Annotated in this window: 15 protein-coding genes; 3 read left to right on the plus strand and 12 right to left on the minus strand. The window is 70.8% G+C overall.

From position 1 onward, the window contains the following. Positions 1 to 331 precede the first annotated feature (331 nt). The 4 genes from ACFYW8_RS09135 to ACFYW8_RS09150 all read right to left on the minus strand — a co-directional run bounded on the left by ACFYW8_RS09135 (position 332) and on the right by ACFYW8_RS09150 (position 5,017). The gene (locus tag ACFYW8_RS09135) at positions 332 to 1,957 is read right to left on the minus strand and encodes a DUF4153 domain-containing protein (protein WP_389069452.1); all 1,626 of its coding nucleotides are present in this window, start codon (positions 1,955 to 1,957) and stop codon (positions 332 to 334) included. Positions 1,958 to 2,703: 746 nt separating this feature from the next. Further along, the gene (locus tag ACFYW8_RS09140) at positions 2,704 to 3,633 is read right to left on the minus strand and encodes an ADP-ribosylglycohydrolase family protein (protein WP_365869067.1); all 930 of its coding nucleotides are present in this window, start codon (positions 3,631 to 3,633) and stop codon (positions 2,704 to 2,706) included. Positions 3,634 to 3,645: 12 nt separating this feature from the next. Beyond that, positions 3,646 to 4,305, minus strand: a complete 660-nt coding sequence (locus tag ACFYW8_RS09145) for a phosphoglycerate mutase family protein (protein WP_365869068.1) — start codon at positions 4,303 to 4,305, stop codon at positions 3,646 to 3,648. A 106-nt stretch (positions 4,306 to 4,411) separates the two neighbouring features. Further along, positions 4,412 to 5,017, minus strand: a complete 606-nt coding sequence (locus ACFYW8_RS09150; RefSeq protein ID WP_389069457.1) for a YdbC family protein — start codon at positions 5,015 to 5,017, stop codon at positions 4,412 to 4,414. A gap of 154 nt (positions 5,018 to 5,171) precedes the next feature. Between ACFYW8_RS09150 and ACFYW8_RS09155 the strand changes: the two genes are divergently transcribed. After that, positions 5,172 to 5,705, plus strand: a complete 534-nt coding sequence (locus tag ACFYW8_RS09155; protein ID WP_389069459.1) for a TerD family protein — start codon at positions 5,172 to 5,174, stop codon at positions 5,703 to 5,705. Positions 5,706 to 5,726: 21 nt separating this feature from the next. Here ACFYW8_RS09155 and ACFYW8_RS09160 read toward each other — a convergent pair whose 3' ends face one another. The 3 genes from ACFYW8_RS09160 to nrdR form a co-directional block, all read right to left on the minus strand. Further along, positions 5,727 to 6,404 carry a DUF6215 domain-containing protein gene (locus ACFYW8_RS09160; RefSeq protein ID WP_389069461.1) on the minus strand — a complete coding sequence of 226 codons (678 nt, stop codon included), beginning with the start codon at positions 6,402 to 6,404 and terminating at the stop codon, positions 5,727 to 5,729. A 251-nt stretch (positions 6,405 to 6,655) separates the two neighbouring features. Beyond that, a complete protein-coding gene (locus ACFYW8_RS09165) occupies positions 6,656 to 9,562 on the minus strand; it encodes a vitamin B12-dependent ribonucleotide reductase (protein WP_389069463.1) in 2,907 nt (968 codons plus the stop codon). A gap of 161 nt (positions 9,563 to 9,723) precedes the next feature. Next, entirely contained in the window at positions 9,724 to 10,275 is a 552-nt protein-coding gene (nrdR, locus tag ACFYW8_RS09170) for a transcriptional regulator NrdR (RefSeq protein WP_365869073.1), read from the minus strand. 518 nt (positions 10,276 to 10,793) lie between these two features. On the opposite strand from nrdR, the gene lexA reads away from it, so the two are divergent. Next, a complete protein-coding gene (lexA, locus tag ACFYW8_RS09175; RefSeq protein ID WP_261708535.1) occupies positions 10,794 to 11,570 on the plus strand; it encodes a transcriptional repressor LexA in 777 nt (258 codons plus the stop codon). Positions 11,571 to 11,976: 406 nt separating this feature from the next. On the opposite strand, the gene ACFYW8_RS09180 is transcribed toward lexA, so the two are convergent. The 4 genes from ACFYW8_RS09180 to ACFYW8_RS09195 all read right to left on the minus strand — a co-directional run bounded on the left by ACFYW8_RS09180 (position 11,977) and on the right by ACFYW8_RS09195 (position 18,895). After that, positions 11,977 to 13,995: an ATP-dependent DNA helicase gene (locus tag ACFYW8_RS09180; RefSeq protein WP_389069466.1), complete on the minus strand. Its 2,019-nt coding sequence runs from the start codon at positions 13,993 to 13,995 to the stop codon at positions 11,977 to 11,979. Between the two features lie 443 nt (positions 13,996 to 14,438). Then, the gene (locus ACFYW8_RS09185; RefSeq protein ID WP_389069468.1) at positions 14,439 to 15,290 is read right to left on the minus strand and encodes a GNAT family N-acetyltransferase; all 852 of its coding nucleotides are present in this window, start codon (positions 15,288 to 15,290) and stop codon (positions 14,439 to 14,441) included. 38 nt (positions 15,291 to 15,328) lie between these two features. After that, positions 15,329 to 17,341, minus strand: coding sequence for an IucA/IucC family protein (locus ACFYW8_RS09190; protein ID WP_389069471.1), 2,013 nt, complete (start codon positions 17,339 to 17,341; stop codon positions 15,329 to 15,331). A gap of 78 nt (positions 17,342 to 17,419) precedes the next feature. Further along, the gene (locus ACFYW8_RS09195; RefSeq protein ID WP_389069474.1) at positions 17,420 to 18,895 is read right to left on the minus strand and encodes a diaminobutyrate--2-oxoglutarate transaminase family protein; all 1,476 of its coding nucleotides are present in this window, start codon (positions 18,893 to 18,895) and stop codon (positions 17,420 to 17,422) included. 446 nt (positions 18,896 to 19,341) lie between these two features. Between ACFYW8_RS09195 and ACFYW8_RS09200 the strand changes: the two genes are divergently transcribed. Beyond that, entirely contained in the window at positions 19,342 to 20,571 is a 1,230-nt protein-coding gene (locus ACFYW8_RS09200) for a trypsin-like serine peptidase (protein ID WP_389069476.1), read from the plus strand. Positions 20,572 to 20,890: 319 nt separating this feature from the next. Here ACFYW8_RS09200 and hflX read toward each other — a convergent pair whose 3' ends face one another. After that, a complete protein-coding gene (gene hflX / locus ACFYW8_RS09205; RefSeq protein WP_355850195.1) occupies positions 20,891 to 22,387 on the minus strand; it encodes a GTPase HflX in 1,497 nt (498 codons plus the stop codon). Positions 22,388 to 22,616: the final 229 nt, after the last annotated feature.

The following is a 22,616-nucleotide window of genomic DNA, read 5'->3' on the forward strand; positions in this document are numbered from 1 at the left end:
GCCGCGCAGCAGATCCGGAACGCGGGGCGGCGCAAAGGCACATGGCACACGGGCCCCGGCTCACCGCCCCCCAGCTCACCAACTCACGGCTCGTGGCTCGTGGCTCGTGGCTCGTGGCTCGTGGCTCACGGCTCACGGCTCACGGCTCACCGACTCACCGACTCACCGACTCACCGACTCACCGACTCACCGACTCACCGACTCACCGACTCACCGACTCACCGACTCACCAGCATGCCGCCGCAGACGGAGGCGCGGACCCGGCCCCCGCTCAAGGAACATGCCGCGCGGGCCGGACCCGTCGCCCACGGAACCGCCGCCGGGAAGCCGCTCAGCGGTACGTGAGGGGGTCCACCAACCGGCTGCACACGCTCCAGTCGGTGGACGCGGCCGGTGGGCGCTCGCGGAGGATGTCCCGGGCTCGGGCCTCGCCCCAACTGGTCGCGTACCAGGGCGCGTCGTCCCTGCCGAGTTCGTCGGCGATCGATTTCAGCACGCAGGAACGCATCGGCTCCTTGAGCTTGTCGAGGGCGGGTACGGCGTCGGCCGACAGGTCACCGGCGTACAGGAGGTCGAACTTGCCCGTGTCCTCGTACCGCTGGACGTTACGCTCGGCGATCAGGCTGTCGGGCGACATCAGCCCGAAGGCGAGCACACCGGCCGCCGCACTGGCCGCGACGGCGCGGGGCAGCCAGCGGGCCCCCCACACACCGGCCGCCATGATGAGCACGATGACCAGGCCCAGCCACAGCTCCCCGGCCAGCACCGACACCCTCAGCCGTGTCAGTCCATAAGCCTCCACATACATGTCCATACGTCGCACGGCGGACGCCACGACAACGAGCGCCAGGGCGCAGAGAGTTCCCAGCACAGCCCGCACCAGCTTGCGGTCGCTCGCGTCGTCCCGGGGCGCCCAGCGCAGCGCGAACACCACGACGAGCAGGGTCAGCAGCGTGACGACCAGCAGCTGCCAGAAGCCCTGACGCGCGTACTCGGCGTACGTCTGGTCGGTCTTCTTCAGTACGGCGTCGTAACCGCCGAACAGGACGGCGAGCTGGACGGCGTTGAAGGCCGCGAAGAGCGCGGTGAGCACGATCAGCGGCAGGGCCCACTCGACGCGGTTACGAGGGCGTCCAGCGGGCACCACGACCCGGTCCCACCGCACCGGCGCGGCCGCCGTGTGGGCCACGGCCAGCGCTCCGACCAGACCGAACAGCAGAAGCACCACGCGCCAGGGTCCACCGGCGACAGAGGTGTCCGGCACCAGGTCACTGAGCAGGTTGGCGAAGGCGGCGTCGGCCCCGGCGAACAGTGCCCCGAAGACGAGCAGCAGGACCGCGCTCACCACGAACGCGCGCAGCCCGACGCCCACGCCGCGACGGGCACCGCCGATTCGTCCCCGCAGCCCGCGCCAGCCCCAGGCGGGGCCAGTGACCAAGGAGTTGAACACACCGATGGGGCCCAGCAGAACCGCGGGCCAGGTGCGTCCGCCGTTCAGCGCGAGCGAACCGAGCCCGATCGCCGTCACGACGGCGAGGAACGACGGCCAGTCCGCGTCCCGCAGAGCCGGCACGATCAGCAGGCCGATGCCGCCGATGCCCCAGACCAGGCTCCACGCGCGCGTGGAGCGTCCCGCGGCCCGGCCCGAGAAGTACGCGGCGAAGGCGGCGGGGATCGCGACCAGCAGGAGGTTGATCGCGAGACCGCCGTCGAGGAGCTGCATGCTCAGCACTCCGGTCGCGAGCACGGCCCACAGCGTGGGCGTACGCACCGGGGCGGGCGACGTGAACTGAAGAGCGGCCGACCAGGGACCGGCGGCGGCCGACGGGCGCGTCCCGCCGGCGCTTCCGCGCGGCGACCGAGCGGCCTGCGTCAGGGGCTGCACGCCTCCACCGGCGCCTGCCGCCGCCTCGGCCCGCGGCTTGGCACCTGCGCCGACGGTCCGGGCGGCAGCCACTTCGGCTCCTTCGTCCCCGACGGTCCCTCCGGCGCCGCGCGCCCCGGGCTCTTCGTCTCCGGCTGCCCCTCCGGCGGGCTGCCCCGCGGGTTCCTCGTCCACGTCCTGCCCGGGTCGGCCTCCGGGCTCTTCCCGGCCCTCCGGCTCTGCCGCGTCCCCGACCGCTCCCGTCGCCCCGGGCTCTTTCCCGCCCCCCGGTTCGGCCTTTGCCATGGCGTCGGATTCGGTGCCGGACCGCCTCGTGGATCCCGGTGCGGGCGGATCCGTGGAATCGTCCTGCGACGGCACCTCCGGAAATCGCTCCCCGGCTTCCGGAACCTCCTTGCTCACCCCCGGGCTCTTCCGCTGCGCCGCCGCCTCGTCTCCGGGCTCTGGCGTGGACGGTATGTCGGACAAGGGATCCCCTCCCAGCCGGTCACCGGGCAGCCCGCAACGCGCCACTGCGGCGCGGAGGCCGCCGACCGGTGTCTCGTCGGCACACGCCCGCCATGATCAACGGGCGGCGTGGCGCACAGGTTATCCACGGGCACCGCGGCTCACGACGGGGCCGGGGGGCTGTAGCAAGCCTGTGACACAGCCCCGCACCCGCCCCTCGCGAGGGCGGACCGTCGTGACTGCCCCGAGGCCTCCCAGGGACTCCGAGGCTCCCGAGGAATCCCTGAAGCCGGCCCAAGACCGCTCCCGAGACCGCGCCCGCGTGCCGCCGCCCACGGCTCAGCGGCCCGGGAACACCTCTGCCGTGCGCGCTACGCGTCGTCGGCCGTGCGGCCGGACCCGAGTCCCGGCAACCATCCCGGCAGCGCCTCCGTGGCTTCCAGCCACGCTCCGGGGGGTGCTCCCGCCTTCCCGGAGGCGACCACGCCGCCCACGATGGAGCAGGTCGTGTCCACGTCACCGCCGACCTGGGCGGTGACCCAGAAGCCCTCCTCGTAGTCACCCAGAGCGCGGGCGGCCGACCAGAGGGCGAAGGGAACGGTGTCGTGAGCCGACGTACGCCGTCCGCAGCCCAGGACCGCGGCCACGGTCGCCGCGTCCCCGTAGTCGAGCATGTCCCGGGCGCGCCGCAGCCCTGCGCCCACGGCGCTGCGCGGTACGAGCGCGATGACACCGTCGAGCAGGGCCTCGGCGCTCGGCGGACCCGCCGGGTCGGCGGCCAGCGCGGCGGCCGCGGCGACGGCCATGGCACCGACCACGGCCTCACGGTGCTGGTGCGTGGGATAGGCGGAGATCTCCGCCTGGTGGGTCGCCTGCTCCGGGTCGTCGGCGTACCAGGCGCCCAGCGGGGCGATCCGCATCGCGGCGCCGTTGCCCCAGGAACCCTGTCCCTTGAAGAGGGCCGAGGACAGTTCGCGCCAGTCGCCGCCCTCGCGGATCAGCCGCAGCAGCCGATTGACCGCCGGGCCGTAGCCCCGGTCGAAATCGTGGTGGTCGGCGAAGGAGCGCGCCAGTTCGTCCTGGTCGATGCGGTGGTGTGTGGCCAGAACCGCGACCACGGAGCAGGCCATCTCGGCATCGTCGGTCCACTGCCAAGGTTGGGGCGGCAGCTCTCGGCGCTTCAGCAGCGGGTAGTTCGCGGGTACGAAGAACTGCGAGCCCAGCGCGTCCCCCACCGCGAGTCCGCGCAGGCTGGCGAGGGCGCGCTCGAAGCGCCCGTCGGGAGAGGAGTCAGCGATCATCGCCCTGCCACTCTATCCGGTGGCTCCGTACGATTCCGGATCACGCCACCGCTCGAAGGGGCGGTCGATGGTGTATCGGCCGTCCTCCCCCAGAACGAGCATCCTCATCTCTCCGTTCCCCGGGTTGGAGAGCGATTCGAACTCCGCGACCGTCCAGTGAAACCAGCGCATGCAGAACAACCGCATGGCCAGGCCATGGGTCACCAGGAGCACGTTCGGCGGGTGGTCCGGGGCCTCGAAGCTCCGGTACAGGCTCTCCAGGAAGCCGCCGACCCGGTCGTACACATCGGCACCGGACTCGCCTTGCGCGAAGCGGTAGAAGAAGTGCCCGTACGCGTCGCGACAGGCCTTCTGGAGACGTACGTCGTCACGGTCCTGCCAGTTGCCCCAGTCCTGCTCGCGCAGTCGCGGCTCCTCGCGGACCCGGACGAGCCCGGGGTCCAGGTGGAAGGCGCGGAGCGTCTCGTGGGTGCGGCGGTACGGGGAGACGTAAACGCTTACGCGCTCCCCACCGAAGGTCTCACGCAGCCGTTTACCGGTGTCCTCCGCCTGCTGCCACCCCGTCTCGGTGAGCGCCAGAGCGTGGTCGGGCTCGCGTTCGTACACGGTGTCATCGGCATTGCCCACCGACTCGCCGTGCCGGACAAGGACGATGCGCCGTGGTCGTGCCATGCCAAGACCCTAGATCGTGTCGGCCCTGTTCGAGCAGTCGTACGGGCCGCATACGGCGCAGGTCACACCGTTCCCGCGCATCAGGACCCCTCGGCGGAGTGTGCCGTCAGACGTTCCAGCCGGGTTCCAGCTGCACGATGTCGCCCGCGAGGGCGGCTATGTCGGCCTCGATCTGGGCACGCAGCGCCAGCCTCTCCACACGCTCGGCACGGTACTTGCCGTGTTCGGCGGCCGACCGCCACATGGACAGGACCAGGAACTCGCTGCCGGGCGCCTCGCCGAACATGCCCCGCACCATGCCGGGCGAACCGGCCATCGCGGGGTTCCAGACCTTCTCCTGCATCAGCGCGAAGTGCTCGGCCCGGTTCTCGTGGACACGGCAGTGCGCGACCCGGACCACATCGGAGTCCGTGAAGCGCGGCTCGAAACCGGTCTTGACGTCGAAGCGGTAGTCGAACAGTTTGGCCTGGGAGTCCTTGAAGGTGCCCGACTGCGCGGCGGCGAGCCGGTCATGGGACCGGGCCATGAACGAGTCGTAGAAGGCCCGGCTCTCCCAGAAGGCGAAGATGTGCGCGACGCCGGACCGCCCCACACTCCATCCTCCGCCCTGTCCCCGGAATCCCGGCTCCCCCAGAAGCCCCGCCCACTTTCGCTGCCCGCGTTCGAAACCGCGGCGATCGACCACGGTGCAGCGAATCCACTTGACCAGCACCGCGCCATCGTAAGGCCCCGGAACGTGGCGCCGGTCACGCTCCGGCGCAGTGGATCCGGACGGGCTCCCCGGAGCACGTGGCACGATGGACAAAGAGCCCTGCTCTCAGGGGAGTTGGTCCGGTGGCTGTTGGGGAACAGGGAGGGGACATCCGGTGAACGGTCTCAACAAGGGCATCCGCAAAGTCGAGTTGGCGATCAAGTGGGATCCCAGTCCCGTAGGTGAGCCCGCGACCGATCTCGACATCATCGCGGCGACGTATCTGGCGTCCGCCCCGCAGGGAAGTCCGGCCTACGTGGTGTATTTCGGCAGCCGTTCACCGGACGGCACGATCTATCTGAACCGCGACAGCAAGGACGGCAAGGGCTTCGGCTGGGACGAGGTCATGACCCTGGAGCTCGACCGCCTGGACAGCCGTTACGCGCGCGTGGTCGTCGGTGTCCTCATCCAGCAGCGCACCGAGGCGAGGACGTTCGTCAGCGTCCTCAACCCCGGCTTCCGCCTGCGTGAGGGCTATACCGTCCTGACGGAGGGCGACTTCGGCGATGTCCTGGGCGCGACGGCCGCGACCATCGGGGAGTTCGTACGCGACCACTCCGGAGAGTGGACGTTCCACGCGGCCATCCGCGGTTACGACACCGACCCGGCGACCTTCGCCAGGGTCATGGGCGGCCCCCAGGAGGCTTGAGTTGCGGCGGAGACTCCTCGTTCAGCCGTTCTTCCAGCCCGGCAGCGTCGGCAGCACCGTCTCGGCCACGCGGAACAGGGCCGCGTCATCGGGCTTGACATCGTCCTGACGCCAGATGACGATCTCGAACGAACCGCCCCCGTCCTTCGCGTCCCTGGCGACCAGCAGACTGCGGGCGATGCCGCCGGGGCCGGTCTCGGCTTTGCCGGAGCCGAAGTTGAGGGCGATCGTCCGGTCCGAGGAGAGGACCGCGGGGTGGCCCAGGATCTGCCTCGGTTCGGCCGACGGCAGCACGGCGACATCCTGGGCGACCGAGAACCGGTCGTCGGAAGCCGACAGCTTCACTGAGTAGGTCTTCAGGGAGACGGTCGCTTCAGGGATGGCGATCTTGGTGCCACCGTCGAGGGTGATCACGCTGTCGTTGCCGACGGCCGTCTGCGCGTGCTCGTCGGGCGTCCCGAGGAGAGCCGGCAGGTCCGCGCGGTTCAGCGCCCGGCAAAGCTGCGCACCGGAGGCGTGCTTCGTCGGCCGGGTGCCCTGCTCCTCGGAACAGGTGGCCGGTTCATCGGCGTTGTGCTGCGGGAGGACCCGTGACAGCCCCCATATACCTCCCGTGACGCCCACGACCAGCACCACCGCCGCGACCGCCTGGACCCCCGCGCCCAGGCCCTTCTTCGATCCGGCCATCTCGTCGGCCATGTCCCCCGCCCTCCCCCATCGCGCTCCGTGCGCGCTGAGGGAGACTAGCCGTTGATCGATTCGCGGGAAACCCGAATTTCGCCGATGCCCGGACCATCGCGCGCCGCGAGGCGCACGCCCGGGACACACCCCGCACGCCGGGCCCGCCTCCGGGCACGGCGGATCCCCTTCGGCCAACGCCGAGGGCGGTGCGGTCGACAATCGACCGCACCGCCCTGACCGGCTGCTTCACGCCCAAAAGGCGCTCGGCGTCAGCTGCAACCGCTCGTCGAGCCGCAACCCTCGCAGATGTAGCAGGACCCGGCCCGCTGCATCTTCGTGCCGCAGGAGAAGCACAGCGGGGCGTCGGCCTGGATGCCCAGCTGCATCTCCACCAGCTCGGCGCTGGTGTGGACCTGCCGCGGGGCGGGTTCGGCCGCGACGGCCTCGGCCTTGGGGACGGCGACGGCCTTCAGCTCCTGCGCGAGGGGCGCGGACTGGGCCAGGCCCTCGACGTCGACCTCGTCGTCGGAGGGTTCGTAGGAGCCCGTCTCCAGGTGACGCTGGCGCTCCTCGGCGGAGTGGATGCCGAGCGCGGAGCGCGTCTCGAAGGGCAGGAAGTCCAGCGCCAGGCGGCGGAAGATGTAGTCGACGATCGACTGCGCCATCCGCACGTCCGGGTCGTCCGTCATGCCGGCCGGCTCGAAGCGCATGTTGGTGAACTTCGAGACGTATGTCTCCAGGGGCACGCCGTACTGCAGACCGACCGAGACGGCGATCGAGAAGGCGTCCATCATGCCCGCGAGGGTGGAGCCCTGCTTCGACATCTTCAGGAAGACCTCGCCGAGACCGTCGTCCGGGTAGGAGTTGGCGGTCATGTAGCCCTCGGCGCCGCCCACCGTGAAGGAGGTGGTGATGCCGGGACGGCCCTTGGGCAGACGCTTGCGGACCGGACGGTACTCGACGACCTTCTCGACCGCGGTACGGATGGTGTCCTCGGCCTTCGCCGTGACAGCGTCGGTCGCGGACTTCTCCTTCTCCTTGGTCTTCGCGGAGAGGGGCTGGCCGACCTTGCAGTTGTCGCGGTAGATCGCGAGCGCCTTGACGCCCATCTTCCACGCCTCGAAGTAGACCTCTTCGACGTCCTCGACGGTCGCCGTCTCCGGCAGGTTGACCGTCTTGGAGAGCGCGCCGGAGATCCACGGCTGGATCGCGGCCATCATGCGGACGTGACCCATCGCGGAGATGGAGCGCTCGCCCATGGCGCAGTCGAAGACCTCGTAGTGCTCGTGCTTGAGACCCGGGGCGTCGACGACGTTGCCGTTCTCGGCGATGTGGGCGACGACCGCCTCGATCTGCTCCTCCTGGTAACCCAGGCGACGCAGGGCCTGCGGCACGGTGCCGTTGACGATCTGCATCGAGCCGCCGCCGACCAGCTTCTTGAACTTGACCAGCGCGAGGTCGGGCTCGAGACCGGTGGTGTCGCAGGACATCGCGAGACCGATGGTGCCGGTCGGGGCGATGACGGAGGCCTGCGCGTTGCGGAAGCCGTTCTTCTCGCCGAGGCGGACCACGTCCTGCCAGGCCTCCGTGGCGGCGGCCCAGATCGGGGTGTCCAGGTCGTCCACGCGGACGGCCGTGGTGTTGGCGTCGGCGTGCTGCCGCATGACGCGCTGGTGGGGCTGCGCATTGCGGGCGTAGCCGTCGTACGGGCCGACGACCGCGGCGAGCTCGGCGGAACGCTTGTACGACGTACCCGTCATCAGGGAGGTGATGGCGCCGGCGAGGGCGCGGCCGCCGTCGGAGTCGTACGCGTGGCCGGTCGCCATCAGGAGGGCGCCGAGGTTGGCGTAGCCGATGCCCAGCTGACGGAAGGCGCGGGTGTTCTCGCCGATCTTCTGGGTCGGGAAGTCCGCGAAGCAGATGGAGATGTCCATCGCGGTGATGACCAGCTCGACGACCTTGGCGAAGCGCTCGATCTCGAAGGACTGGCGGCCCAGACCGTCGTCCTTGAGGAACTTCATCAGGTTCAGCGAGGCGAGGTTGCAGGACGTGTTGTCCAGGTGCATGTACTCGCTGCACGGGTTCGAGCCGTTGATACGGCCGGACTCCGGGCACGTGTGCCACTGGTTGATCGTGTCGTCGTACTGGATGCCCGGGTCGGCGCAGGCCCAGGCGGCCTCGGCCATCTTGCGGAAGAGCGACTTGGCGTCGACCTCCTCGATGACCTCGCCGGTCATGCGCGAGGTGAGGCCGAACTTGCCGCCCGACTCGACGGCCTTCATGAACGTGTCGTTCACACGGACCGAGTTGTTGGCGTTCTGGTACTGGACGGACGTGATGTCGTCGCCGCCCAGGTCCATGTCGAAGCCCGCGTCACGGAGGGCGCGGATCTTCTCCTCTTCCTTGACCTTGGTCTGGATGAAGTCCTCGATGTCGGGGTGGTCGACGTCGAGGATGACCATCTTGGCCGCGCGGCGGGTGGCGCCGCCCGACTTGATCGTTCCTGCGGAGGCGTCGGCACCGCGCATGAAGGAGACGGGACCCGAGGCGTTGCCGCCCGAGGAGAGGAGCTCCTTGGAGGAGCGGATGCGGGAGAGGTTCAGGCCGGCGCCGGAGCCGCCCTTGAAGATCATGCCCTCTTCCTTGTACCAGTCGAGGATCGACTCCATGGAGTCGTCGACGGCCAGGATGAAGCACGCGGAGACCTGCTGGGGCTGCGGGGTTCCGACGTTGAACCAGACAGGGCTGTTGAAGCTGAAGATCTGGTGCAGGAGGGCGTACGCCAGCTCGTGCTCGAAGATCTCGGCGTCGGCGGGCGAGGAGAAGTACTTGAAGTCCTCGCCGGCCTTCCGGTACGTCTTCACGATGCGGTCGATGAGCTGCTTGAGGCTCACCTCGCGCTGCGGGGTGCCCACAGCACCGCGGAAGTACTTGCTGGTGACGATGTTGACCGCGTTCACCGACCAGAAGCCGGGGAACTCGACGCCACGCTGCTCGAAGTTGACCGAGCCGTCGCGCCAGTTGGTCATGACGACGTCACGGCGCTCCCACTCCACCTCGTCGTACGGATGCACGCCGGGGGTGGTGTGAATGCGCTCGATACGCAGTCCCTTGCTGGCCTTGGCTCCGCTCTTTACGCGGGAACCTCGTGCCGGACCGCTCGCCGTCTCTGTCATTGCCGCCTCCCAGTAACAGCTAAAACGCGCTGAAGTGCCACGAACTTCCCGTGGCACCGTCTGTGTCTGATGCTGCGGGTGCCGTTGATACGGCCTGACGCAGCAGGTCTGTGGTCGCCGCCCGTGGCGGGGCCGGACGCCCCGAAGGGTCCGGCCCGCGGTCAGTCGGCGGCGGTGACGGGCACGGGAACCTCCACGGTTCCGCCGCGCCCGCGGTCTGTCTCCTGGCGCACCACGTCCGGGGCGTCGTCGTCCTCGGCGGGGCGCTGATTCACCTGCCTGAGTTCCGCGATGGCGGCTTCGAAGTCGTCCAGCGAGTCGAAGGCCCGGTACACGGACGCGAACCTCATGTAGGCCACGAGGTCGAGTTCCTGCAAGGGTCCGAGGATGGCCAGTCCCACGTCGTGGGTGGTCAGCTCGGCGCTTCCGGTGGCTCGCACGGCCTCTTCGACGCGCTGGCCGAGCTGGGCGAGCGCGTCCTCGGTGACGGGCCGCCCCTGACAGGCCTTGCGCACGCCGTTGATGACCTTGATCCGGCTGAAGGGCTCGGTCACACCGGAGCGCTTCACCACCATCAGCGAGCACGTCTCCACGGTCGTGAAACGACGGGAGCAGTCGGGGCACTGGCGGCGCCTGCGGATCGACGTGCCGTCGTCGGTCGTACGACTGTCGACGACGCGGCTGTCAGGGTGCCTGCAGAAGGGGCAGTGCATGGCTCCGACCCTCCTTCACAGCACGACTCAGGGACCTCATGGGACCTCACCGGCCCCTCGAAGCAGCCCCAAGCATAGGCGATGCCCGAGGGTTCGAAGACCCGGGGGACCACAACTTCTGGGATGCCGCCGCAATCGAACCACTAGATGTGGGGATCGGTCCATGAATTCGCCCACGACGCGCGTGTCGTACACGTAAGGGCACGCGCCGCACAGGCATACCCATCCCGGACACGCGGGGATAGCGTGGTCGACGCACGGAAGGGGGCCGGTTCCCGGCCGGTCGGCCATCGGATGGCAGACTGGGCGGCGGCCCAGGTCGGCCCGCACGGCTGCCGCCTCCGGCGGTGAAGGGTACAGCAATGAGCCCTTTTGTCCGCCAGGCGCGTCGCCAGCCATACACCCAGACACACACCCACGTCAGGCAATTCGCGGTTTTTCACTCGAACGTGTGTTTGGCGCAACCTTTCGAAAGCAACTACCGTTGTCCAGCAGGGAGACCATCGAGAGGGGCCGACGTGACCACCACCGCAGACAGCGCCACCATCACCGCCCAGGACCGCTCCCAGGGCCGACTCGAGCCGGTGCATGTGATGAACGAACCCGCGAATCATGAGGGGCCCAAGCGCTCCCTGCCTGGCCGACCTCCAGGCATCCGGGCCGACAGCTCGGGACTGACGGACCGGCAACGCCGGGTGATCGAGGTGATCCGGGACTCCGTGCAGCGGCGCGGCTACCCGCCGTCGATGCGGGAGATCGGGCAGGCCGTCGGCCTTTCCAGCACCTCCTCGGTCGCACATCAGCTGATGGCGCTGGAACGCAAGGGCTTCCTGCGTCGGGACCCGCACCGCCCGCGCGCGTACGAGGTGAGGGGCTCCGACCAGTCCTCGGTGCAGCCGACGGACACGGCGGGCAAGCCGGCCGCGTCCTACGTACCGCTCGTGGGCCGTATCGCCGCGGGTGGCCCGATCCTCGCCGAGGAGTCGGTCGAGGACGTCTTCCCTCTCCCGCGCCAGCTGGTCGGCGACGGGGAACTCTTCGTCCTGAAGGTCGTCGGTGACTCGATGATCGAGGCCGCCATCTGCGACGGGGACTGGGTGACGGTCCGCCGCCAGCCGGTCGCCGAGAACGGCGACATCGTCGCCGCGATGCTGGACGGCGAAGCCACGGTCAAGCGCTTCAAGCGCGAGGACGGACACGTGTGGCTGCTGCCGCACAACTCCGCCTACCAGCCGATCCCCGGCGACGAGGCGACCATCCTCGGGAAGGTCGTCGCCGTACTGCGCCGGGTGTGACGCCGCGACGGGCGGTCCGCCGCCCCCGCCCCTGACCGGGCCCCGGAACCAACTGCGCCGGTTCCGGGGTCCTGTGCGTTTTCTGGCCGGGGGCCTTGACCGAGCTCCCCTGGTCCTTCGGCCGGGGTGCCGGGGTTCGATACACCCCACAGGCCCCGAGCCAGGGCACCACGTGGCTGGTGGGCATGGGGCCAGGGGCTTCGTGCGGCTCGTGGGCATAGGGGTCGCGTCGTTCGCACGGCTCCCAGGCACGAGGCTCCATTCGGCTCGCGGGCACGGGACTCGGGCTTCGTGCGGCTCCCGGGCACCGGGCCCAGGGATCCACGCGGCTCGTGGGCACGCGGCTGGGGCTTCGTGCGGCTCGTGTACGAGGTTCTGGGGGCCGTGGGCCGGGTCGCCCTTGGTGCTACGCGTCGTCCGGCTCACTCGCGGGCTCGTCGGTCTGCCCTGCCGTGTCCTCGATCGCCCTCGCCTTCTCGTCGATCGCGGCCAGGGACCTGCGGACCTGGTTCGGGTCCGTGGTGTACCAGAAGTCGGGGAGCGAGGCCTTCAGATAGCTGCCGTACCGAGCGGTGGCCAGACGCTGGTCCAGTACCGCCACCACACCCCGGTCGCCGGAAGCGCGTACGAGGCGGCCGGCGCCCTGGGCCATGAGGAGCGCGGCGTGAGTGGCGGCGACGGCCATGAAGCCGTTGCCCCCGTTGTCCTCGACGGCCTTCTGGCGGGCGCTCATGAGCGGGTCGTCGGGGCGCGGGAAGGGAATCTTGTCCATGACCACCAGCTGACAGCTGGTGCCCGGCACGTCCACGCCCTGCCAGAGGGAGAGCGTGCCGAAGAGGCAGGTCTTCGGGTCGGCCGCGAAGTTCTTGATCAGCTCGCCGAGGGTCTCCTCGCCCTGGAGCAGGATCGGGTACTCGGGGATGCGGGTCCGCAGCTCCTCCGCCGCGAGCTGGGCCGCGCGCATCGAGGAGAAGAGGCCGAGCGTACGACCGCCGGCGGCCTGGATCAGTTCGGTGAGCTCGTCGAGCATGTCGCCGCGGTCGGCGTCCCGCGCGGGACGCGACAGATGCTTGGCGACGTAGAGAATGCCCTGCCTGGGATAGTCGAAGGGCGAGCCGACATCGACACCCTTCCACTGGGGAAGATCCTCGCCCTCCGTGCCTTCCGGGGCGAGCCCCATCGACGCTCCCACGCCGTTGAAGTCGCCGCCGAGCTTGAGGGTCGCCGACGTCAGGACGACGGACCGGTCGGCGAAGAGCTTCTCCCTGAGGAGCCCGGACACGTTCATCGGAGCGACCCGGAGCGAGGCTCCGAAGCGGTCGTGACGCTCGTACCAGACGACGTCCCATTCGGAGCCGTTGGCGATGCGCTCCGCCACGGCGTGCACGGCCTCGACGGACGCCAGGGCCTGCTTGCGTACGGCGTCCTCGTCCTGGACTGACTTGTCGCGGGTGGACCCGATGGCCGTGATCACCGTGCGGGCGGCGTCTCGCAGTGCCATCAGCGCGTACCCAAGGTCCTCCGGGATCTCCTCCAGGCGTCCCGGCAGAGCCAGCTCCATCAGTCGCTCGAAGCCCTCGGCTGCGGTCTGGAGCTGGTCGGCGGCCTTCTCGTTGGCGAGCTTCGCGGCACGGCGCACGGCGCGGTTGACCTGTCCGGGCGTGAGCTCTCCGGTGGCGACGCCGGTGACCCTGGAGACCAGCTCGTGCGCCTCGTCGACGATCAGCACCTCGTGCTGCGGGAGGACCGGCGCGCCCTCGATGGCGTCGATCGCGAGCAGCGCGTGATTCGTGACGACGACCTCGGCCAGTTTGGCCCGCTCGCGGGCCATCTCGGCGAAGCACTCCGCTCCGTAGGCGCATTTCGTGGCGCCGAGGCACTCGCGGGACGACACCGACACCTGGCCCCAGGCCCGGTCGGAGACACCGGGTGTGAGGTCGTCCCGGTCACCCGTCTCGGTCTCGTCCGACCAGTCGCGCAGCCGCAGCAGATCCTGGCCCAGCTTGCTGGTCGGCGCGGCCGCCTCGAACTGGTCGAAGAGGCCCTCCTCCTCGTCCTGCGGCACGCCCTCGTGCAGGCGGTGCAGGCACAGGTAGTTCGACCGGCCCTTGAGCATCGCGAATTCGGGGCGGCGGCGCAGCAGCGGGTGCAGCGCGTCGACCGTGCGCGGCAGGTCCCGCTCCACGAGCTGGCGCTGGAGCGCCAGGGTCGCGGTCGCCACGACGACCCGCTCCCCGTGCGCGAGCGCGGGCACCAGGTAGCCGAGCGACTTTCCGGTACCGGTGCCCGCCTGGACCAGCAGGTGGGAACTGTCGTCGATGGCACCGGCGACGGCTTCGGCCATCGTCACCTGGCCAGGGCGCTCCGTACCGCCGACGGCGGTGACGGCAGCATGCAGGAGTTCGGGGAGTGAGGGCTTTGTCATAGCGCTGCCAGCCTACGGGGCGCCACTGACAACCGAGCGATCAAGGCCGGAACCCAAGACGTGATCAAGCCGAGCGCGAGCCGGGCGGTCACGGCTGGTGAAGGGGGTTCGGGACGATCCCGTGGACGGCGGCGCGCGGGCGCGCCGGACGGTCGCGGCAGCCGTCCGGACACGACCGGCCGCAGCTCGGACTCCGGCTCCGGCTCCGGCTCCGGCTCCGGCTCCGGCTCCGGCTCCGGCTCGATGATCCCCTCGTACCCGAACCCACCGATCGCCTTCGCGAGCAGCCGGCGGCTCACCCGCTCCCCGCGGTCCGCGCGCGGCTCGGGTGGGTCGGACCGGGCGGGCGTCTCTCGGGCGGCCGGGTTGGCGGATGGATTCGACACGGAGACTCCTCGGCGGGGAACCGGATCGGGGCGAGCAGTGAGCCAGGAGTGACCGCTCTACAACAGATCGCGCAGGCTCCGGTCACGGATCATGAGGGCCGCCCGCTTGTCCGGCAGATCGACCTCGGCGGCCAACCGGAAGCCCGCGCTCAGAAAGGCGGACACGGAAGGGGTGTTGCGGAGATCGGGTTCCGCGACGACACGCGCGCACGAGGGGCGCTTCGCCAGGACGTGGTCGGCGACTGCTCTGAGCAGGTTGGAGCCGAGTCCCCGTCCACGGTCGGCGACACCACCGATGAGGAGGTGGATTCCGGTGTCGTGGGGTCGGGCGGGGTAGTGGCGCGCCAGGGGGTCGAGATCGGCGCGGTAGATCTCCCAGTAGCTCATGGGAATACCGTCCAGCGCTCCGAGGCACGGAACACTGCGTCCGTCACCGTCGATCTGCCGGAGCAGATGGTCCTCGACCACGGACTCCGGTCCCGCGAGTTCCCAGAACGCCGCGACGGCGGGGTCGTTCATCCAGCGGTGGATGAGCGGGAGATCGCGCTCGGCACGCACGGGGACGAGGTGGAGGACGCCCGTGGGTGTTCTGACCGGCCCCCAGCCGCCGACGCGGTCCAGCAGATCGTCCCCGCCCGGAACCACGCCCTGCGTCCCACCCGGCGTCCATGTCCGCGTCCCGGCCGTGCTTTCGGCCGTGCTTTCGGCCGAATTCCCGTCACGGAATCCGGTGTCCCCGGCGAACAAGGCGATCAGTTCGTCTGGAAGACGCAGGTCGAGCGTGTCCTCGCCGTCCGGGCCGGCACCGGGGTCCGAGCCGGTGCCCGTGCGGGATCCGGGGCCGGATCCGGGGCCGAGTCGGGTGGCGCGGGCGGTGCCGGCGTCGGTGCTCGCGTCGGTGGGAAGCACGACGACGCTCCTCTCAGAAGACGGGTGGGTCATGTTCCTCAGGAATGAAGGGGGTTGGAGATGGTGACGTAGACGGACTGGGAGTCGACGGGACCGACGAGTTCGTCGAGGCCGTGCAGCCGGGTGAGCAGGTTGGCCTTGCAGCGCAGGACGGGTGAGTCGAGCAGAAGGGCGGGCAGCGGCGTCCGCAGTCGGCCGGGGCCGGTGGCCGCGCCGGTGAGGAAGCGCCGGAACCCCGCGAGCAACAGCCCCTCGTCGGCGAGCCGTTGAGAGCCGAACGCTCCGACGAGGCCGAGCACGTTGTTGATGGCGAGGTAGTAGGCGAAGCGTTCGTCGGTGACCTCGTCAGGGACGAAGGTGTCGCTGTGCGCCCCGATGCCGGGCAGCCGGGCGTCGAGTTCCGCGCGCCGTGACTCGCGGAAGTAGTAGCCCTGGTTGTCGCGGTAGCGGCCGCCGGCGGGCCAGCCTTCCGCGTCGAGCAGGAGCAGCGTGTTCTGCTGGTGCGCCTCCAGAGCGATCCCCGCCTCGCTGTCCAGCCAGAGCACGGGGCGTACGACCTGTTCGAGATAGCGCAGGAACCACTCGGTGGCGACGGCGCCGCGCGGGCGGCCGGTGCGGGCGGCGAGACCAGTGACGATCTCGGTGAGCCGGGACCGCATGAAGGGGCCGCGCTCCGCCGGGTTGTGCGTGCCGAGCCGCGCGTACGGCCGGGGCGAGACCAGCCCCGCGACGCAGCCGACGTCGTCCGTCGGCCCGAACGGGTTGTGGCGGATCATCACGTCGAGCCCGGGGACCGGGTTGCCGTCCCTGCCGTCCACGGCCAGCCAGGAGGGGTCACGGACGATGTCGAAGCCGGGGTGGGCGGCCCGCCACTGCTCGAACAGGCCGCCGCGCAAGAGGCGGTGGACCTCCACACCACGATGGAGCTCTTTACGGAGGTTCTCACGACGGGAGTTGGTGATGCGCAGGCCCAGCGAGAGCTTCAGCATCGCGGGGGCGCCGGAGCGGTACACCGTGCGGACGGAGGAGGTGGGGTGCCACGGCGTGCCGTGCGGACCGAGGTCCTGGAGCAGCCCGGCGTCCAGCAGGGCCGCGGTCTCCTGGCGGTGCTTGATCTCCCGCATCTGCCAGGGGTGCAACGGCAGAGCGGCGGCGTACCCCTCGGGGAGCGTCAGACCGGGCCCGGCCAGCCGCATGGTCAGCTGCTCCGCCGGCACGGTGCGTCCGCGCTCCGTCCACGCCGAGTCGGACGCCAGCGCCGAGGGGGCGACCGCCATCCAGTGCAGGGGGAAGGAGCCGCGCAACTCCGGCGAGTAGAGACCGCCTTCCGCGTCGGACAGGCCGTCGCGTCCCTTCGGTGTCGGGTGCGTCGGGTGACCGAGGAGGAGTGCCTGCTCAGCGGCGAGAAAGAGGTCGGGGACGTCCGCGGGGTGCTCCCTGCGGTCCCTGATGAACACCGCGGTGCGCCGAACCGAGTCGGCGACACGGCCGACCAGGTCGGTTCCTTCACCGGCCGGGCTGTCCGAGCGCCGGGGACCGGGGTCGCCCGGTGCGGCTACCGCCCGCTCGCCGGGGGGAGCCGGGCAGGTCGTGTCCGCGGCCGGTGTCCCGGCTGCCGTCTGCCGTGCGAAGAGGGCAGCCACTGTCACCGCGTCGACGGCCGGTGCCTGCTCGGGAGCCTCCGCGAGCAGGGGAAGGCCGAAGCGGTGCCAGCCGGAGGGGGACCAGTGGTGGACGGGAACGAGCAGGGTCGCCCCGCTGGCCGCCAGGGCGATGCGCAGGGTGCCGTCGTCGGGGGCGGGCAGGTTGTTCTCCCGGACCCAGCAGCGCAGCAGGTTCTCGACCGCCGCCGCCTGCGCCGCCGTCCGGGTGTCGGGGTGATCCAGCAGGTCGAGCAGGTCGACAGCGGCCCCGCGTGACCGTTCGGGCGCCCGGGACGCCTCCTTCTGCCGGGGAACGGCCTCCGGTCCGGACAGGTGCGGGGCCGGTGTGCCGACTGCCGTCCGCTCATACGGGGAGGGGGAGCTGCCGGGTGCGTGGATGGCGTTCACGAGAATTCCTTGCGGGTCGTTCGGGCTCGTGCGGCGGCGACGGACCGGGGCGGAAGCGGGGTGCGTCGGGTCGGACCGTCACCGCGGGCCGTCGGCACCCCGTGCCCCGTCCCGCCCCGGCCGGTGGTCGCCCCGTGCCACCGCGCTCACCGCGTCCGCGAGCCGGTCGAGCACGGCGGACGTCTGTTCGTCGCTGATCGTGAGCGGTGGAAGGAGACGTACGACGCTCGACCGGCGGCCTCCGAGTTCCACGATCAGGCCCCGGCGCAGGCACTCCCGCTGGACGGCGGCGGCGAGTTCGGGTGCGGCGGGGCGGGGTCCGTCGGGGGACGGACCGTCGGGCGTGGGACGCGGCGGCCCTTCGGGGTCCACGAGTTCGAGGCCGATCATCAGGCCGCGGCCGCGTACGTCGCCGACACAGGTTAACTCCGCCGCGAGACCGCGCAGTTGGGCCAGCATGCGGGCCCCGACGACGGCCGCGCGTTCGGCGAGGCCGTGCTCGCGGACGTACGCGAGGGTGGCCGTACCCGCGGCCATGGCCAGTTGGTTGCCCCGGAACGTGCCGGCGTGGGCACCCGGCTGCCAGACGTCGAGGTCGTCGCGGTAGACGACCACGGCCAGCGGCAGGCTGCCGCCGATGGCCTTGGACAGGACCATCACGTCCGGGGTGATGCCGCTGTGTTCCACGGCCCAGAACGTGCCGGTCCGGCCCACACCCGTCTGGACCTCGTCCACGATCAGCGGGATGGAACGGGCCGCCGTGATCTCGCGCATCCGCCGTGTCCAGGAGTCCGGCGCTGGAATGACCCCGCCCTCGCCCTGGACGGGTTCGAAGATCATCCCGGCGGGGTTCGGTACGCCCGACCTGGTGTCGTCGAGGAGGGACTCCGTCCAGCGCGCGCCGAGTTCGGCGCCGCGGTCGCCGCCGATACCGAACGGGCAGCGGTAGTCCTGCGGATAGGGCAGGCGCGCGACGCGTACGTCCGTCGCGCCGCCGGAGGCTTCGAGCGCGCCCGCGGTCATCCCGTGGTAGGCGCCGGTGAACGCGAGCACGCCGGTGCGGCCGGTGGCCGCGCGCACCAGTTTGACCGCGGCCTCCACGGCGTCCGTCCCGGCCGGTCCGCAGAACTGGACCCGCGCGCGCTCGGCGAACGACGGGGGAAGCGTGCGGAACAGCTCGGTGGTGAAGGCGTCCTTGACCGGTGTCGCGAGGTCCAGGACCTGCAGGGGCGCCCCCGAGTCGAGGACCTTCCTGATCGCCTCCAGGACGACGGGATGGTTGTGCCCGAGGGCCAGGGTCCCGGCTCCGGAGAGGCAGTCGAGATAGCGACGGCCGTCGGCGCCCTCGATCGTCAGCCCGCGGGCCCGCACGGGAACGATCGGAAGGGCACGAGCGTAGGTTCGTGCCGCCGATTCGCGCGCCGCCTGGCGGCGCAGAATCCCCTCGTGCGCCGCGCGCGCCCGCTCACCCTCTCCGGCGCCACCATCATCCCGTGCCCCCTCGAACTCTCCTGGCGCCCCCACCGGCACCACCGCTGACTCGGTCACGGCCACGACTTCAGGTCCTCCCGCTGCCCAGAGGCGAGTTGGCAAGAGGGTCCGAACGCAGGCGTCAGGCCCCCCGTACCTACCAACGACGCCGCTCGCGTTGGGAAGCGGGTGAATTCGAGGTTCCTCGCCCCTTCCCCGCGGGTTCTCCTCGCCGGGCCGGATCCGTTGCCGCTCCCGCACCGCCCCGGTCCGGCGGGCCCCGCGTCGGCCCGGCAGCAGACCCGCGTCGGGCCCTGGCCAGGGCCGCGGCTCCCGGCGGGCCATTGATGACGTTCCGTCAGGACAGCGGGTCGGGCGGACGCCCCCCCGTAGCTGAACCGTTGCCGTTCCGTCGGACGCCCCGCACAGCGACCGCATAGTCTTTGATGCCGTTCGGTGGTACCGAACCAACCGCTCAGGCACCCGCGGACGCACCGCACAGTTCCCATACGCTCAGGGGGAGTCACACCATGCGATCCATACGCCCGCCCTTCGCCGCCCGTCGAGGCAGGAGCGCGCGCCGCAGAACGTCCCCCGCTCTGGCCGCCGTCGGCGTCGCCGCCGCCCTGGCCCTCACGGCCACCGCCTGCGACTCGGGCGGCGACACGGCGAGCGGCCCGCCGACCGCCTCCGCGTCCCAGGGCGGTGACGGAAAGATCCAGATCCCGGACGACATCAAGAACAAGCTCAAAGAGCACGGCATCGATGTCGACAAGTGGAAGGGCGGCGCCTGGAAGAACTGGGACAAGGACGAGTGGCTGCGCCAGGCCGACGACTTCATCAACCCGATCATCAAGGGCCTCTGGGACCCGGCCCGGATGCGTGGCGCCGACGACCCCGACAAGAACAAGGGCGTCGACGACGCCGACCTCACGGGTGACCAGGGCGTCACCGACCCGGAACCGGCCCCGGTGACGGCGCGGGCCGTGCAGACGTCCTATCACGCGAACGTGCCCGAGGCGGGGAAGGTCTTCTTCGACTCCCCCGAGGGCACGATGGTCTGCTCGGCGACGGTGGTCGAGGACCCGGCCCACCCGGGCAAGTCCAACCTGGTGTGGACCGCGGGCCACTGCGTGCACGCCGGCAAGAAGGGCGGCTGGTACCGCAACATCGCCTTCGTGCCCTCGTACAACGACTCCGGCAGGACGGCGGCGCAGCTGGAGAGCGCCCCGCGCGAGGAGGTCGCTCCGTACGGCGTCTGGTGGAGCGACTGGGCGCAGACCTCGGACCAGTGGATCGAGCACGGCGGACCGACGGGCGGCCAGGGAGCGTCGTACGACTACGCCGTGCTGCATGTGACGCCGGAGAAGGGCAGCGGCGGCAAGTCCCTCGAGGAGACCGTGGGTTCGGCGCTGCCGGTGAACTTCAACGCTCCGGCCGTTCCCAAGGTGTCGAGCATCACGGCGACCGGCTACCCGGCCGCGGCGCCGTTCGACGGCCAGAAGCTGTACCAGTGCACTGACAGGCCTGGCCGGCTGTCCGTCGCACAGGCCGACCCGACGATGTACCGCATCGGCTGCACCATGACCGGCGGCTCCTCGGGCGGCGGCTGGGTGGCGACGGGTTCGGACGGCAAGCCTGCGCTGGTGTCCAACACCTCGATCGGCCCGGTCAAGTTCGGCTGGCTGGCGGGTCCGCGACTGGGCGATGTGGCCAAGGGCGTGTACGACTCGGTGAGCGCGAAGTACGCCGGACGGTGACGCGTACGGCGTAGCGGGTTCCGGACGGACGGCGGTGGGGCGGGACACGGGAACTGTCACCGGACCGCCGCCGTCCGTCCTCGACCGCCCGGCCGACGGTACCGCGGCCGGGCGAGGGCGCCCGGGCGCTCCACGAGCGGAAGAGCGAGGAGTACGGCGGCCGGAGGCAGTCCGGGCCCGTGCGGACGTACGGCCGAGCGCCCGTACGAGACAGCCGCCGAAACGCACGCGCGTCCAACGGCGAAGGCCCGCCCCCTCGGCAGGGGGCGGGCCTTCGTGCATCCGGAGCGATTGCTTGCCGAAGTGCCTGTCGGGGTGTTTACCGGAGCGCGGGCGCCGGGACGTAGGGCGCGAGGTCCGCCGCCAGCTCCTCATGGACCCGCAGCTTGAGCAGCGTGCCCTCCCCGGTGTGCTCCTCGGAGAGCACCTCGCCCTCGGTGTGGGCGCGGGCGACCAGCTTGCCGTGCGTGTAGGGCACGAGCGCCTCGATCTCGACCGAGGGACGCGGCAGCTCGTTGTCGATCAGCGCGAGCAGCTCGTCCATGCCCTGGCCCGTGCGCGCCGAGACCGCGATGGAGCGCGTCTCGATCCGCATCAGGCGCTGGAGGACCAGCGGGTCCGCCGCGTCCGCCTTGTTGATCACGACGATCTCGGGCACCTTGGTCGCGCCGACGTCACGGATGACCTCGCGCACCGCGGCGAGCTGCTCCTCCGGAGCCGGGTGCGAACCGTCCACCACGTGCAGGATCAGGTCGGAGTCGCCGACCTCCTCCATGGTGGAGCGGAACGCCTCGACCAGGTGATGCGGCAGATGGCGTACGAAGCCGACCGTGTCGACCAGCGTGTACAGCCGTCCGCTCGGGGTCTCGGCCCGGCGTACGGTCGGATCGAGGGTCGCGAACAGCGCGTTCTCGACCAGGACGCCCGCGCCTGTGAGGCGGTTGAGCAGGGACGACTTGCCGGCGTTGGTGTAACCGGCGATGGCGACCGAGGGCACCTTGTTGCGGCGGCGCTCCTGGCGCTTGATCTCGCGGCCGGTCTTCATCTCCGCGATCTCCCGGCGCATCTTCGCCATCTTCTCGCGGATCCGGCGCCGGTCCGTCTCGATCTTGGTCTCACCGGGACCACGGGTGGCGAGGCCGCCGCCCTTGCCGCCGCCCATCTGACGGGACAGCGACTGACCCCAGCCGCGCAGTCGCGGCAGCATGTACTGCATCTGCGCGAGCGCGACCTGCGCCTTGCCCTCCCGGGACTTGGCGTGCTGGGCGAAGATGTCGAGGATCAGCGCCGTACGGTCGATGACCTTGACCTTGACGACGTCCTCGAGGTGGATCAGCTGGCCGGGGCTCAGCTCACCGTCGCAGATCACGGTGTCGGCGCCGGTCTCGATCACGATGTCCCGGAGCTCATTGGCCTTGCCGGAGCCGATGTACGTGGCCGCGTCGGGCTTGTCGCGGCGCTGGACGACGCCGTCGAGCACGAGCGCTCCCGCGGTCTCCGCGAGCGCGGCCAGCTCGGCCAGCGAGTTGTCCGCGTCCCGGATGGTCCCCGTGGTCCAGACGCCGACGAGGACGACGCGCTCCAGGCGGAGCTGTCGGTACTCGACCTCGGTGACGTCCTCGAGCTCCGTGGAGAGGCCCGCGACACGGCGCAGGGCCGCGCGCTCGGAGCGCTCGAACTGCTCGCCGTCCCGGTCTCCGTCGATCTCGTGGCTCCAGGCGACGTCCTCTTCCATCAGGGCATCGGCCCGAAGACCTTCGGGGTAGTTCTGCGCGGAGTTCTGCGCGTCCTGGGAAGGGGAAGAAGAGGAGGTCATTGGATCCTTACGTAGCTGGGGAGAGCTGCGGGCCGACGAGAGTCGTCCGTCAAAGAGAACAACGCCCGAGGCCACCGGGAGATTCCCGGTTCCGGCCGGGCCAACCCTCCGCAGGGGGTCGCGCCGCCGGCTCGAAGATGGTCGCACGGTACGGCCCGGCTCGTCACGCGACTTATCGGGCCCCGCCGGGCACCCGTGGGACACCCCGCGGCCATCACTGCCGCGGGGC

Origin of the sequence: Streptomyces sp. NPDC002742 (genome assembly GCF_042888885.1) — a bacterium.
GTDB lineage: Bacteria > Actinomycetota > Actinomycetes > Streptomycetales > Streptomycetaceae > Streptomyces.